Source organism: Methanosarcina barkeri 3, assembly GCF_000970305.1.
GTDB lineage: Archaea > Halobacteriota > Methanosarcinia > Methanosarcinales > Methanosarcinaceae > Methanosarcina > Methanosarcina barkeri_A.
Genome location: NZ_CP009517.1, coordinates 4,467,067 through 4,481,849, shown reverse-complemented (window position 1 = coordinate 4,481,849; position 14,783 = coordinate 4,467,067). Strand labels below are relative to the sequence as shown.

At 39.3% G+C, this 14,783-nt stretch carries 9 protein-coding genes; 2 read left to right on the top strand and 7 right to left on the bottom strand.

Annotated elements, in window-relative coordinates; genetic code table 11:
• Positions 1-162: 162 nt before the first annotated feature.
• Positions 163-2,142 (bottom strand): PGF-pre-PGF domain-containing protein, encoded by a 1,980-nt coding sequence (locus MSBR3_RS19105; protein ID WP_196296978.1) that lies wholly within the window; start codon positions 2,140-2,142, stop codon positions 163-165.
• Between the two features lie 610 nt (positions 2,143-2,752).
• On the opposite strand from MSBR3_RS19105, the gene MSBR3_RS18345 reads away from it, so the two are divergent.
• On the top strand, positions 2,753-4,402 hold the full coding sequence (locus MSBR3_RS18345; RefSeq protein ID WP_048109706.1) for a Ppx/GppA phosphatase family protein: 1,650 nt from the start codon (positions 2,753-2,755) through the stop codon (positions 4,400-4,402).
• A 532-nt stretch (positions 4,403-4,934) separates the two neighbouring features.
• Here the strand turns inward: MSBR3_RS18345 and MSBR3_RS18340 are convergent.
• Entirely contained in the window at positions 4,935-5,762 is an 828-nt protein-coding gene (locus tag MSBR3_RS18340; RefSeq protein ID WP_230627621.1) for a CYTH domain-containing protein, read from the bottom strand.
• Positions 5,763-6,799: 1,037 nt separating this feature from the next.
• Here MSBR3_RS18340 and MSBR3_RS18335 point away from each other — a divergent pair.
• Positions 6,800-7,921, top strand: a complete 1,122-nt coding sequence (locus MSBR3_RS18335; RefSeq protein ID WP_048109703.1) for an ORC1-type DNA replication protein — start codon at positions 6,800-6,802, stop codon at positions 7,919-7,921.
• A 298-nt stretch (positions 7,922-8,219) separates the two neighbouring features.
• Here the strand turns inward: MSBR3_RS18335 and thsB are convergent, their stop codons facing one another.
• From thsB to MSBR3_RS18310, 5 genes are all read right to left on the bottom strand, one after another.
• Entirely contained in the window at positions 8,220-9,872 is a 1,653-nt protein-coding gene (thsB, locus tag MSBR3_RS18330; RefSeq protein ID WP_048109702.1) for a thermosome subunit beta, read from the bottom strand.
• Between the two features lie 418 nt (positions 9,873-10,290).
• On the bottom strand, positions 10,291-11,067 hold the full coding sequence (locus MSBR3_RS18325; RefSeq protein ID WP_048109700.1) for a DUF169 domain-containing protein: 777 nt from the start codon (positions 11,065-11,067) through the stop codon (positions 10,291-10,293).
• A gap of 25 nt (positions 11,068-11,092) precedes the next feature.
• Positions 11,093-12,712 (bottom strand): O-phosphoserine--tRNA ligase, encoded by a 1,620-nt coding sequence (sepS, locus tag MSBR3_RS18320; protein WP_048109698.1) that lies wholly within the window; start codon positions 12,710-12,712, stop codon positions 11,093-11,095.
• 372 nt (positions 12,713-13,084) lie between these two features.
• A complete protein-coding gene (locus MSBR3_RS18315) occupies positions 13,085-13,720 on the bottom strand; it encodes a translin family protein (protein WP_329956821.1) in 636 nt (211 codons plus the stop codon).
• A 659-nt stretch (positions 13,721-14,379) separates the two neighbouring features.
• Positions 14,380-14,652, bottom strand: coding sequence for a UPF0147 family protein (locus MSBR3_RS18310; protein WP_048109697.1), 273 nt, complete (start codon positions 14,650-14,652; stop codon positions 14,380-14,382).
• Between the last annotated feature and the right edge of the window lie 131 nt (positions 14,653-14,783).

Below are 14,783 nucleotides of genomic sequence, written 5' to 3'. Positions count from 1 at the left end.
GTTCCTTTGTTACTCTTTATCTGGTTGTTTCTGTAAGTTATTGATCAATTCCAAAAAGCAAACACATCACTAACATTGACTCAATTATAAAATTAGTCTGTTTTTTATAGGTTTCAATAATCCACGCATTATTTCAAATTAAAATTATAAAGAAAGAGATTTTCAAATCTTTTTCTTCATCACAAAATACTCTACAAGAATCAAGAAAAGGGGCAGAGAAATTGCCAAAATTATTTTGGCTTTCCCCAGAGGATTTTTATCTTTGTCATCCGTTTTTGCACTTCCGTTGACGGCACTCTTGTTTGTTTCACCATTCCAGTTTCTCAACACTCCCTCTTCTGCTAATCCATTGCCTTCCAATATATTTTTTCCCTCTGCAGAATAACTGGTTATTGCAAAACAGGAAAATCCAGGTGTTTTCGATTTAAAATACACGTAACGCGTATCTTCCTTAACTTTTTCTGTAGCTAGAGTCTCCCAGCCTTTATTATACCATTGAAGAGTTATCTGTGACTGGCTAATATTATTTTCTTCAAGCCATGACTTTTCAACTTTGAATTCTATAAACCCATTTTCAAAATAATTAGCTACTCCTGCTCCGTTATTTCCTACCCAGATATTCACATATTTATATACTTTCCCAGGAGGGACTTCTGAGACAAAAGTAGATTTATCTTTGAGCATTTCTACAGTTGTGATTGTTCTCCTTAATGTCTTTATTGGGTCGAACTCGATATATGTAATGCATGTGACGCCTTCCGGAAAATCGAACTTGACATGATAACCACTTTGAACGTTTCCAGCGGCAAGCTCCTTTGCCTCTATATTGCTTACTGGTTCTTTAGAAAGAATGGTGCCTCCTGAACTGCTGCTGGAGGATCCTGAACTCTTACTTCCGGAGTCACTACTTGAAGATCCTGAACTCTCATTTCCTGAATTGTTATTGGAAGACTCTGAACTCTCATTTCCTGAATTGTTATTGGAAGACTCTGAACTCTCATTTCCTGAATCGTTTCCTGAATCGCTTGAAACTGTTTCCTTATATACGGTTGCGGTTTTTGTGAACTCGTTATTAGTTTCATCACTTTCGGATATGATGTTTTCCGCATCCACAGTTGCTTTTACTTCAATTTGCCCTTCATTTTCAGGAGTCCAGAAAAAAGCGCCTGTTCCGGTTTCGCCTGCTGCAAGAGCTGGTATCGATGTAACTCCAGTGTAACTTTCATTGTTTCCTTTGATATCGTAATTAATTTCGCTGCTTTCAGCAGCTGCAGACCCATTATTCTTTACTGTTACAGTAAAAGTTATGTTTTCCTCAGGATGAGGGTTTTCAGGGCTCAAAGAAATAGATTCTATTTTCAGGTCAGGAAGGTCGCGTTTCATACTTATGGTTTTTGACATTCTATTATTATCTTCATTACTTTCACTAACGATATTCCCAGAATCTGCGACTACTGTTACACTGATGTTTTCTTCGTTTCCAGGGGTATACGAAAACTCTGCACTTGTACTTGTCCCTGCTGAAAGTTCAGGGATAGAAATCTCTCCTTCTGAAGTTCCGTTAAAACTATATTTTGCAGTACTACTACTGGCAGTTGCCTCCCCCACATTTTTTATTTTCAAGGTAAAATTCAAAGTTTTTCCGGCTTCGGGTTGTGTTGATGATTCTGGATACAGGTCTTCAACTATCAGATCCGGAAGTGTTTCCTGTACTACCTTCACAGAAATTTCTTTCTCACTATTCTCTACGTTTTCTAAAGAGGCTTTTATTGACACTGTTCCTTCTTCGTCAGGAGTTATCCATGTGTGGGAAATTAATGTTTCCGATCCAGCCTCTATTGCAGGGACTTCTTCTTTGTCCTCGGTTTCACCAATTTTATATATTATATTCGTAGGCTCTGAGGCTTCAGTTCCTGTGTTCTTAACTAGTGAATTAATAGCGACCTTACTGTCGGGTTTTGGATAGTCAGGGTCAGTGGAGAGTTTTTCTAAAATAAGATTGGAGTTTAGTGTACTATTTGTCGAGTTTCCGCCGTCTGCAAATTGTCCATCTGCAGCAGATACTATGCTGGGTGTTAGTCCCGGAATTATTACTATTATCAATAATGCCGAAACTAAAGAATTTAAAAATTTAGTTTTCATTTTCATTGCCTCCTCCCTTGACAGTGCCGTAAATTTGCTATAAATTAAAGTCATTTCTTGTACGATGAGAAAATTGAGATTCTGATATGAAATTGATACATTATAACTTCTTGAGATTTATGGTTATATGAAAAACCGACACACTGCCCAAAAACAACAAAATGACAAATTAAAAAACTAAATTTTTGCGACCTCAATGTGTCTATAAACTTAAATTGTCTCTGGTTTATATGAATACTGGGGTTCATGCATCATTCTACTTCGACATGAAGCACAAAAAGTATTTTAAATCCCTACAGATACATGTTTTTCAATGACAAATGGCTTGATCTCCATATAACGAATATCCAAAAAGCCGGAAAAACATCTTTCTTAATACTCTTTTTTTAAAAACAGCTTTTTTAATACTCTTTTTTTATAATGTATGTAAATAATCAACTATTTCAACAAATCGAAAGAGGTTGTGTGAAAATAACAATGATTACAAACTTTCGGTACGCTACTAAATAATCTCAAATAGAATAAAAATATGAACTAGTATTGTGAAGCTTACTTTGAGTTTCTCGACTCCTTCGAGAAAAAAGAAAAACAGGGCTTTCAGGTGGTAATAATGGAACCCGAGAGAATTTCCGAAGGCAGAGTTGTTGCGTTTATCGATATAGGCACTAACTCCATCCGACTTCTTCTGGTCCGGATAAACCCCAATGGGTCTTACTTTCCCCTGACCAAGCAGAAGGAAACAGTCCGGCTCGGGGATGGGGAATTCATAGACAGGATTTTGCAACCGAAAGCGATAGAACGCGCAGTTGTTGTCTGTAAAAAGTTTGTGGAACTTGCCAGGGCCTACAGGGCAGAAGAGATTATAGCTGTGGCTACCTCGGCAACGCGAGATGCGAGCAATAAGGTTCAACTTCTCGAAATGTTGAAAGAGGAGGCAAACCTGGAAGTCTGTACGATTTCCGGAACCGAAGAAGCTCGCCTCATTTACCTTGGGGTTTCAAGCGGGCTTCGGCTTGGAGACTTAAAAGCTCTGTTCATAGATATCGGAGGCGGGAGTACTGAAGTATCGGTAGGGGATCAGACTCAGTGTTATTATCTCTATTCTTTTAACCTTGGAGCTGTCAGGCTGACAAATATGTTTTTGCCGGAGGAAACAGGGCCTGTTTCCGAGGAACAGTACGAGCAGATTAAAAATTACATTCGACATAAAATTACGAATATAACAAAAGACCTTTCCGAGTACGATATAAATTGTTCAATTGGAAGCTCTGGAACAATTGAAAACCTTGCAAGGATCGCTTTTATCTACCTGCATAAAACGGCCAGTGAGAGTTTTGAAAAACTGGAGTATGAAGACCTGAAGAAAATAGTCAGGGCAATGTGCGCCATACCCCTCGAAGAGAGACGCAGGTTTCCGGGAATTAACGCGCAAAGAGCTGATATCATTATCGCGGGGGCTGCAATTATTGAGACCTTTATGGAAGAGATGGGGCTTTCCGAAATCAGGATAAGTAAACGCGGGCTTCGAGAGGGACTGCTTGTAGATTATATCTCAAAGAGTGAATTCTCCTACATGATTACGCAGATGTCGGTAAGAAAGCGCAGCATCATGCAGCTTGGGCTTACCTGCAATTTCGATGAAGAACATGCTCATACCGTTACCAGACTTGCCCTTGAGCTCTTTGACAGTATCCAGGCGCTTGGAATTTATAAGTTCAGGGAAGGAGAAAGGGAACTTCTTGAATACGGTTCCACTCTGCACGACATAGGGACATTTCTATCGTATGATACCCATCAGGCTCACGCCTATCACCTGATAAGGGAGAGCAATCTTCCAGGTTTCCATCCTGAAGAAATCGAAATAATAGCAAATCTTGCCTATTTCCACAGTAAAAACACGCCCAAGAAGAAACATCCTAATCTTGTTGGGCTCAATAAAGATATCGTAAAAAGTATAAAAGTTCTCAGTGCTCTGCTCCGCATTGCTGAAGGGCTTGACCGTTCTCATAATGGAGTTATTTCCCACGTCCGATTTTACATAGCTTCTACCGACAGCCTGGTGCTTGAAACACACGCTCGTCGTGAGTGCCAGCTTGAAATTTGGGAAGTAGAGAAGCAGAAAAAGTATTTTAAGAAAATATTCGGATATAATCTTCAGTCCAAGGTCATTATAAAACAGGATTCTGGGGTTTCTTTAGTCCTTGAAGGAGGTGCTGAAATTGAAGAACTTCCAAATATCGAAATGTCCTCGAAAAGTTAAATTAACAGTTTACTTATTATAAAATGAGTTTACAATAAATCGAAAGTAAACTCACTTACAAAATTTATTTTAACCCATTGAAACTTATTCAAAAACTCTTTATAAATCCTATCTATGAAGAAATCTATAGAGTAACTTACTGCATTAGTACAAGTTACTGCATTAGTACAATTTACTGCATTAGTACAAGTTACTGCATTAGTACAATTCACTGCATTAATACAAGTTACTGCATTAGTACAAGTTACTGCATTAGTACAAGTTACTGCATTAGTACAATTCACTGCATTAGTACAATTCACTGCATTAATACAAGTTACTGCATTAATACAAGTTACTGCATTAATACAAGTTACTGCATTAATACAAGTTACTGCATTAGTACAGGTTACTCCAATACTCAAGCAGGCTTTCGGGGTTCCGTTGCTTATCTTTTGCTTAAGTTCTACTGCTTTCTTTTCTATTGCTTTCTTTTTCTATTGCTTTCTTTTCCTTTTTTGAAATACAGTTTTTTTCGACCTAAAAATGGAATTCAGGATCTTTTTTTATAAGTTGTAAAAGGAAAAATAGATAGCCTTTTCTCTTCAAACTCTGAGTGCAGGGCTTTTATTTCGGTTTGAGGAACTTTCAGAAGCAGGCTTAGCTCTTCAAAGCTTTTTCCTTTATCAAGCTCCGTCAAAATGTGAGCTTGTTTTCCGTATATGTTTTTTTGGTCTGCAAGCTGTGCACAAAAAGCTCTTTCTCTCAGGCTAAGGAAAGTTTTTTCAGGAAGTTCTTCCATGAAAAGAAAGGCTCTTTCGAACTTGGAAAAACGACTTTCTATCAGGTTGTAATGCTTGATCAGGAAAAGCCTGATAGTTTCAAGATCTTCCGAACTTCCTTCGCTTTTAAGCTCAACTTCAAACTCGTTATAATTCTTTTCCCTGCCTTTACTTTTCAGGTTCACACGGTCCAGGTAAGTCTCAGCTATAATTCTGTTTTCCATTTTTACCTGACGTATCACCCTTTTTTGTTTAAGGGATAGCAGTGGAAAAAGGTCAAATCCTGTCGTAAATTCCAAAATCAGTTCTTTAATACGGGGATCAGGGCATTCGAGCACTGAAGCTCCTTCAGGCAAGAAACTTACATATTCTTCTCGCCTGTGAGTTCCACCTTCAAAACCTCCCAGGCTTTTAACGGTTACCCAGCTTCCCTCTTCCCCAGATGATTTCCTGACACGCAGATAGTAACCAGAAGCCATAATATCCCGGTTCTCAGTATCAAAGAAAATATCCTCATTTAACTGAATCTTCGCTTCAGAAAGAGAGTATGAAGCAAGCTCTGAAAGGCTTTCAAGGGCTTGAAAATCCATCTCTTCCATTACCAAAAATTTTGATTCTATCTCCATACTCTCTTTCCATCCCATCGTTATTTCTTACAGTTAAAAGATTACCGTAAATTGAATGTATAAATGTATAAATGTGTAATTTAAAACTGCATTCAATTAATTGAGGCGCTATAAAGCATAGGAATTCTACAAAGTTATTTTTTCCTAAACTATTTTTAGGTTGTTTTTATATAAATATTGCTCAAATATTTATAAACAAATCTAATGTTGACTCTGTAGAAAACCTATAAAATTCACTGTTAGTAAGTTGAACTCGGCAAATCTATCCAATTAGTAACACAATTAGTAACGAACAGTACTTTTTGAATTAGTGTTAACTTTAATTTCCGTCCGAATATTTATGATTTCTACAGAGCCGGTTTTTTAGTTCTGCAGAAAATCTATCAAAGTTAGCCTCAAATATTGAAATCACCTATGAAAATATGAAGCAAGTCATTAATTTAAACTAAAGCAAACTTCTCTTTTCAGAGAATTTCTACAAAGTCTTAATATTATTCTTTTTACCGGTTACTGATTCTTACTACTATTTTTATTAGCTCGAACTAATAGTTATTAATAACCAGAGTATTAATGGTTCATTATTTTTGGCTTATAGTTCTATTTAAGTAATAATTCAAAAAAGCTAAATGCAGTAAAACATATCTACTAAAAATTTAGGAAAAACATTTGGAAATATTCTCAAAATTCTGCTAAAAGGAACTAATTTATTAATACTAAACCTGAATCTCTCTTACTAAGCAAAGTTTATTCATGTGAAATTTTGATTGATTACTTAAATTTTGATTGATTACTTAAATCTTGATTGATTACTTAAATCTTGATTGATTACTTAAATCTTGATTGATTACTTAGAGGTTACTTAATTCAGAATGAGGAACTACTTTATTCCTGTCTTTGTAACTTGATACGCCAGGCTCCAGTCAAAGCACTTGCATAGTTCCTGGATTTCAATATTACTGAGCTTTCACTTATTAACAATAATAGATTAATGATTTATGGAGTAACTTCCTTTGACAGGTAATGACATACTACTCTGGGATGAGACCCTATTTAAGGATCCGTCTGTGCTTGAGCCTGACTATCTCCCTGAATATTTTCCTCACAGGGAGTCACAATTGAACGGAATCAGATTCGCACTCAAGCCAGCCCTTCGCGGTATGCGGCCTTTGAATTGTTTACTTGTAGGTCCTCCAGGAACAGGAAAGACCAGTGCAGTTATGAAGGTATTCGGGGAAGTTGAAGCCCATGCACCCAGTGTCGTTACTGTTAAAGTCAACTGTCAGATTGATTCCACACGTTTTGCAGTAATGTCCAGAATTTACAGAAAGCTTTTTGGAATTTCTCCTCCCAACTCGGGAATTGCGTTCAGGAAAATCTTTGAAACCGTTGTTAATTTCCTTGTTTCTTCGGAGAAAGTTCTGCTTGTTGCTCTGGATGACCTCAACTATCTTTGCTATGAAGGGCATGCCAATGAAGTAATGTACTCGCTTTTAAGGGCACATGAGCAGTACCCCGGAACAAAGATCGGGGTAATCGGGATAGTAAATGATGCCTCGGATCTCTACTGCCTGGACTCCAGGGTGAATTCGGTGTTCCTGCCTGAAGACATTCCTTTCCCGAGATACGGCAGTACTGAAATTCTTGATATTCTTAAAGACCGGGTAAAATACGGCTTTTATCCGAAGGTGATTTCCGACGAGTTACTTGAACTCGTAGTATCATATGTAGAAAGGACGGGAGACCTCAGGGTTGGGATTGACCTTCTGAAACGTTCCGGTTTTAATGCCGAACGCAGGGGAAGTCGAACAATCTCCTCGGAGGATGTGGAAAAAGCTTATGAAGCGTCCAAACTGCTTCATTTATGCAGGGGTATAAACCTCCTGTCAGGTCCTGAAAAACACCTGCTTGAGCTAATAGCAAAAAGAGGAGAAGTCCAGGCAGGTGAACTTTACAAGTCCTTCCATGAATTAACTCAGCTTGGATATACTCGCTTTTATGGGATTGTCAACAAGCTTCAAGTGCTCAACTACATTGATGCGGACTTTACCGGCAAGGGTCAGAGAGGCAGGACGAGAATTATAAAAACAAAATTCAGAGCTGATGACATTCTTAATTGTCTTGAAAAGAAATGAGTAAAGAGTCCTATAAAACCAGTAAGGAATTCTACATTTCAGAATTGAAAAACCTGAAAATAATCTAAAACCTGAAAATAATCTAAAACCTGAAAATAATCTAAATAACCTTAAAAATAGTCTACTAATATTGGAAAAGTCTGAAAAAAGAGATTTGCATGGAGATTCACATTGACTTCCGGTGAGAGGCCGGAACAAAATTTTTTCAGACTTCGGTTTTTAAGGGTTAAAAGGATCGCACGGAGTGAAAACCGTGCTTCTTCCTGTTATCCCAAAATGGTTTTTATTCTTTTCCGGATTACATCATTGGAGGCATTCCGCCCATTCCACCCATTCCTGGGGGCATTCCGCCCATTCCACCCATTTCTTCAGGGCCTGGGGCTGCACGGGTAGAAGCTATAATATCGTCGATCCTGAGGATCATAACTGCAGACTCTGTAGCTGCATTGATAACCTGGGTCTTGACTCTGAGGGGCTCAACCACAAAGTTTTTCCACATGTCAACGACTTTGCCTTCGAAAACATTGAGTCCTGCGGTCTTTACACCTTTTTCGTGCTGTGAACGGAGTTCCATGAGCATGTCGATTGGATCTAGACCTGCGTTTTCTGCAAGAGTTCTTGGAATTATTTCAAGAGCTTCAGCATAGGCTTTAACTGCAAGCTGTTCTCTGCCTTCGAGGGTTGCTGCATATTCCTGGAGCCTGAGTGCAACCTCAACTTCAGGGGAACCGCCGCCTGCAACGAGTTTCTCGTCCTCGATTGCAACTCCAACCACACGCAGGGCATCTTCAAGAGCGCTGTCAATGCTGTCAACGACATGCTCTGTGCCACCGCGCAGCAGGATTGTTACAGCCTTAGGGTTGTCGCAACCTGTGACAAAGGTCATACTGTCTCCGCCAACCTTTTTCTCTTCCACAAGTGCTGCATATCCGAGGTCTTCAGAAGTGATCTCATCCATGTTGGTAATGAGTTTGCCGCCTGTTGCTCTTGCAAGCTTTTCCATGTCGCTCTTCTTGACTCTGCGGACAGCAAAAATACCTGCTTTTGCAAGGTAGTGCTGGGCAAGGTCTTCAATTCCTTTCTGACAGAAAACAACATTTGCTCCACTGCCAATAACTTTCTGAACAATCTTCTTGAGCATCTGCTCTTCCTGGTCAAGGAAGGACTGGAGCTGGTCAGGAGAGGTTATAGAAATTTCAGCATCTACTTCAGTGTCCTTGAGTTCGATTGCGGTGTTAAGAAGAAGGATTTTTGCATCCTTAACTTTTTCAGGCATGTTGGGGTGGATTCTCTCTTTGTCAATGATCATGCCCCGAATAAGCTCGGAATCCTCTACCCTGCCGCCGACTTTCTTAACAACATTGATGTTGTCTCTGTCAACAGAATTCTTTCCGTTTTTGTCTACAACGCTTGTTACAGCATCTACGGTAATCTCTGAAAGGAGTTTTTTGGAGGACTCAGCACCCTTTCCAGTCATTGCGGTTTCAGCAATGCTAATCAGTAGGTCACGGTTGGACAGTTCTACTGTCATTGCAAGGGAGTTCAGGACTTCGACGGCTTTTTCGGCTGCAAGTCTGTACCCTGATGCGATAATTGTCGGGTGGATTTCCTGCTCGATTAAATCCTCAGCTTTACTTAAGAGCTGGCCTGCGACCACAGCTGCACTGGTAGTGCCGTCTCCGACTTCCTCATCCTGTGTCTTGGCTACTTCCACTACCATCTTTGCTGCAGGATGTTCGATGTCCATTTCTTTGAGAATGGTTGCTCCGTCGTTTGTAATAACCACATCACCCATAGAGTCCACGAGCATTTTGTCCATGCCCTTGGGACCAAGGGTTGTTCTTACGGCTTCGGCTACTGCCTTTGCAGCCATGATATTGTTACTCTGGGCATCCCTGCCTCTGGTTCGCTTACTTCCTTCTTTTAAAATGAATATTGGCTGTCCTGCCATGATTTAATCCTCCATTAGTATGAGTCTGAAATAGCTTTGCAATTAAAATCGCATTTTACATGTTTGTACTTCTATATAAACTCATCCCACTATTAGCTCTGGATAATAGGGATTTTATCTATTTTCTTCTTTAAATAAAACAAAAGAGAAACCAATTTCTTGACTGTTTTTAATGGAAAAAAACGCATGTTTTTCGGTTGGAGATTTTTTGAAAAAAGGAATTCTAAAAGAGAATTTATTTACCAGTTTCGGAATTCAATTTTTTCCTGTTTCGGAAAGGCTGGATATCTATAAAAATACATAGTTTCAAAATACATAGTTTCAAAACACATAGTTTCAAAACACATAGTTTCAAAACACATAGTTTCAAAATTTTTTGTTCTCTCGGAAATCAGAAAAATACTTGCAGTTATCTTTCTTACTCTCGTGTTTTAGGAAGTTTTGAGATCGTCAATTCTATCTCAGCCGCTTTTTCAAGAGAAAGTCCAAGGGGAACCTCAGAATCTTCGTATCCACTATGTTTCCTTGATCCCTTGCATCCGAAAGATAGGCCCATACCCTGCCTGTAAGCAAGTACGGTACAATCTCCGCATACTGAAGCTGCACCCATTGTATCCACAACTGACCTTTTTCCTTCGGAATATGCACTGGCCTGAACAATGCGCATAGCTTTTTCGGGCTTCAGGAAAAGAATCAGCACATCAAAACTGCCTTTATTAAGGGACAGGGGCTCGATTCTTATAAAGCAAAATTTCTTTTTCAGCCTCGGAAGCGATAAAGCTGCATTTTCCGCAGCCTGCGAGTCTTTATATCTTCCGGAACTCAGGTAGTATGCAGCAGGGCTCTTTTCAGAAAAGCCCAGAATATAATCTCCAGGAGAACAACTCTGCCCCGAAATAAGAAATGCTTCTCCCATACGCGCTTTTTGCACAAGTTCGCAAAAAAGAAAATGAGATTTTTCAGGAGATTTTTCGTCTCCTGTATCAACTACTATATCCTCGTTTTTTCCCTTAATACCTTTTTCAATTTCGGTTTCGCTGCCTATTTCTCGCTCAACTCTACACTCGACTTTGCTATCAACTTTATACCCGCTTTCGTGTCCTGTTTCAAAGGTTACACACACAGGCTCACCAGCTTCCATTAGCCAGCTTAATTCCGGATATGTTGAAAAAGGGCTTTTTTGAGCAGTTTGCATGCAGCATACTCCTTTTTTCTGGCTTTCACATAAATTCAGCTTTTACAGATGTGAAAACCGGGCCTCTCATATCTATTTTTTTGTTTTTACCTGTAATATAACGCTGGGCAATAGAGCCTATTCTAAGGTTAACTTCAGAAGGAACTTTGGTAATCCTTACTCTTACTATATGCTCAGTTGCTCCTGACAGGGCAGCTTCTTCAATTTCTCTGGCAGCCTGAGCTGCAAATGCTTCTATAAAGCGAATTCCTGCCTTTGCAGAATGGTTTTCAAAGGCTTTTTGCCATTTCTTGGTATTCGGAATACCCATGATATCTCCCTGATAGGCTACAACCTCATTAAAAGCTGCAGGTCCGCAGAGCTTTGTATTTTCTTCCGGCTCGATTACGGAAACCTTTACTTTCCTACCAAAAACTTCTCCTTCCCAGGCAGGGAATTCACAGGGACTCGGTTCTTCTCCATGCAATTCGCACTGGGAAACAATAGAAGCTGCAATCTCAAGTCCTTCAGGAGTTTCGGGTGCCTTATCTACGAAAACTTGTTTTGCAAGCTCACCATCTGACATTTCCCATTCTGTATACTGCGGAATCTGTGGGTAGGTAAGAGAACGGATATCAGGGGCATCGTGAAGAATCATTGCCAGCCTTTCTACCCCGAGCCCGAGGTTCATTACAGGGTACGGGATATCATATTGGGCAAGCGCTGTTGGGGAGTAAATTCCAAAAGTTGCAATCTCTATCCAGCCGTCAGAGTATTTTGAATTGGAGCCCACAAGCTTCGGGTGGAAGGCAAATACTTCGGTCTGTGTGTCAGGAATATAATATTTGCTGCGTTTCTCATCGGGTCTGAAAAGGAATTTTTCAAATCCAAACTGAGAAAGGAGTCCTTCTGAAACGGCTTTTCCGTGATCTACAGTCACATCTTCATCCATAATTACGCAGGAAGCCGAATAATAGGTCATGAGTCTTGAGGCATCTTCCTGCTGCTCTCTCCTGAAACAGCGATCTACAGAGAAGAAATGAAAGGGAGGCTCCTGTCTTTCGAGGAGAGCACCGAGCGAAATAAACCAGCCGCTTGTCATGTGGCTGCGGAGTGTCTTTGTGCTCGCCTGGGGTACAAGCTCTTTAAATTCCGGGAAAACTTTGTCGATCATATCTGCAACAAGGGCATCCGAAATTCCAAGTACTGCTGAAATCTCGGGTACAAGGTCATCTCCTTCTATCTTTCCCTTTTTATACGAGTGGAGAACCTGCCTTATCTTTTCGACTCCTTCATCGCCTATATCTCCGAGAATTTCTTTTACCTCTGCGGTGCGCTCGTCGGAAATTCCAACGTTTGGCCTTGGCAGGCCTGCAAGATAAAAACAGCGATCCAGGACTGCAAGAGCTTCGCTTCCGAACTGTTTGTGTACCTCTTTATCATCCACTATTAGAGGGTTCATCATCTCTTCAAAGCCCATTCTTAAATAGGCTTCTCTAAGTTTCTGGATTGTATCGTAAACAGGATGGGCTTTTCCATATCTCAGAGTTGTCCTGGGATAACGTTCGTTCAGGGTAGGTGTCCTGACCAGCTTTTTGCCCTCGTTCCAGGTAAGGTCAAAGTTCTCTTTAGCGTCTCTTTTTATTTTTTCTGGATCAAATTTCATGCATATCCTCTTGTAATAGATTATTGGAATTCTAGATTATTGGAATTCTAGATTATTGGAGTTCTAGATTATTGGAGTTCTAGATTATTGAAGTTCTGAGCCTGCCAGCTATAGTTATAAGCTGTTAAATTCATTCTAAGCTTTTTAATTGTGATTATAAACTGTCTTAATTCTGAATTGATTACTTTTGAATTCCATATCCCAAAGTTTAGACAGTTGAACTATCGAACGGCCAGATAGCTGTTAAATAATCAATTGATTAATAGTTATCATGTGAGCTGTATATTAGTGGATTGCACTTTACGATCAATTTTAGTTTTGCAGTTTAAAAAGTGCTAACTTGCTCGATATTTAAGCATTTCTTGTCTAAGGTTAAAGTTTGGACTCCAGATTTCGCATCGCAATTTCAAGCTTTTTCTGACCAATTGCGTTAACAACATCACCCCGCGTCTTTTCTATTAAGGAGCGGGATATGTCGGTTTTTCGCCTCAGTCCTCCGGTTATGGCATCAGGGTAGTCAAAGTCCATAAGTGCTGCATGGATATTTTCCATGATACCTAAAAACACTTCGGCTTTCTCAAAGGACTCTTTCCTTATGAGGTCCAGAACATGCCTCCTAAGCTCTCCGACAACATCTCCAAGCCCATTAAGGTAAGCTGCATATTCGACTCTTAACTCTTCAGGGGAGGGAAGTTTTCCTCCTTCTTCTTTCAGCAGGCTACTGAGGACTGAAACCTCCGAATACTCCTGCTGAGCATGTTCTACAAAGCCTGCATGATAAATGTCAGCATGCCCTTCGAAAAGAATCTCAAGTTTCTCAAGCGCATGTCCTGCGGTTTTGATGTTTTTATCTGCCTTTTCGAAGTCCTGACTGTGTAGAGCAAATGATGCTGTCCTGCATTCCCTGACAACTTCTCGGGAAATCTTCAATCCTTCTTCCCTTATACTGTCTTTGGCCTCAAAATTTTCTCTTATCCGGGCCGAGATTTCTTCAAGCAAGACTTTCATACCCCCTTTTACGTTTCTTAGCTTTTAAACGATTGGCTTTTTCCGCCTAAAACTAATTTTAATTTAAAACTAAAACATTCTTATGTACTTTCTATTTTTATATACTTTCTATTTTTATATACTTCCTATTTTTTTATATACCTTCTATTTTTCATATACTTTCTATTTGTTTTTCAGAATTCTTCTGCAGTTTCATTTAATAAGTTCTCTTTAAATATCTATTATCTGTGTATAAATTTTTTCTTGTTATGCTGAGTTTAGAACTCTTTAAATCTTTCTCTTTTATAGTCTGCGTTAGGTCTGAGTTTGAAACTCCATCCCTTTTTATCTTTCTTCTACCATTTTTCCATTTAATCTCCAGTTCCCTGGAAAATATATAAAAAAGAAGGAAAAAGGCTTTTTCCTTGTCAATATCCTCTAACTTCCAGAAGACAATTCCAAAAGCAACTAGAGGTAACCAATAGAATAGTAAGGTTATTACCTTTTGGTTCTTTTTTTAGAATTAGTCAGAGTTAGGGATTTTTTAGCAGGATCATCTCAAGAGATGTTTTTTTCTTGGAGCTTGTCTATTCCCAGCCTGTGCTCCAGCGTAAATTCTATTTTATGTTTTAAGAGCTATGTGTTTTACGTCTGTATAGCTATGTATTATTACGTCTGTATTATTCATCCACAGGAATGGTCTCGAGCTGGCTTGAGAGATTCCATATTAAAGTTCTTGTGTGCAGAGGAAGGTTGGGATCATTGCTTATATCTTCGAGAATGGAAATGCTTGATGCCGCTCTAAGAAAGAGAGGTTCGGATTCGTTGTTCAGTATGTCCATAATTTCATTTACGGAACGCCTGATATTTCTAGGAACTGAGGAGTCACTGGTTATACTTTCTAGGACCTGAAGACATTGTTTTATAACTTCTGCTGAATCATTTGATGACATTCGAATCACCTTCGCAGTCAATTATGATATAAAAATTAGAGCTAATATAGCTAATATAGTATAGACTAGTCTAAGACAGGCTTGTTATATAAAATATTATCGGTGATTTTAAATGTTACCCTCTTCAGAGT

Bases quoted from the DNA above. Each gene is read 5' to 3' on its own strand.
- MSBR3_RS19105 (WP_196296978.1), bottom strand. From the start codon at position 2,142: ATGAAAACTAAATTTTTAAATTCTTTAGTTTCGGCATTATTGATAATA.
- MSBR3_RS18345 (WP_048109706.1), top strand. From the start codon at position 2,753: ATGGAACCCGAGAGAATTTCCGAAGGCAGAGTTGTTGCGTTTATCGAT.
- MSBR3_RS18340 (WP_230627621.1), bottom strand. From the start codon at position 5,762: ATGGAAGAGATGGATTTTCAAGCCCTTGAAAGCCTTTCAGAGCTTGCT.
- thsB (WP_048109702.1), bottom strand. From the start codon at position 9,872: ATGGCAGGACAGCCAATATTCATTTTAAAAGAAGGAAGTAAGCGAACC.
- MSBR3_RS18325 (WP_048109700.1), bottom strand. From the start codon at position 11,067: ATGCAAACTGCTCAAAAAAGCCCTTTTTCAACATATCCGGAATTAAGC.
- sepS (WP_048109698.1), bottom strand. From the start codon at position 12,712: ATGAAATTTGATCCAGAAAAAATAAAAAGAGACGCTAAAGAGAACTTT.
- MSBR3_RS18315 (WP_329956821.1), bottom strand. From the start codon at position 13,720: ATGAAAGTCTTGCTTGAAGAAATCTCGGCCCGGATAAGAGAAAATTTT.
- MSBR3_RS18310 (WP_048109697.1), bottom strand. From the start codon at position 14,652: ATGTCATCAAATGATTCAGCAGAAGTTATAAAACAATGTCTTCAGGTC.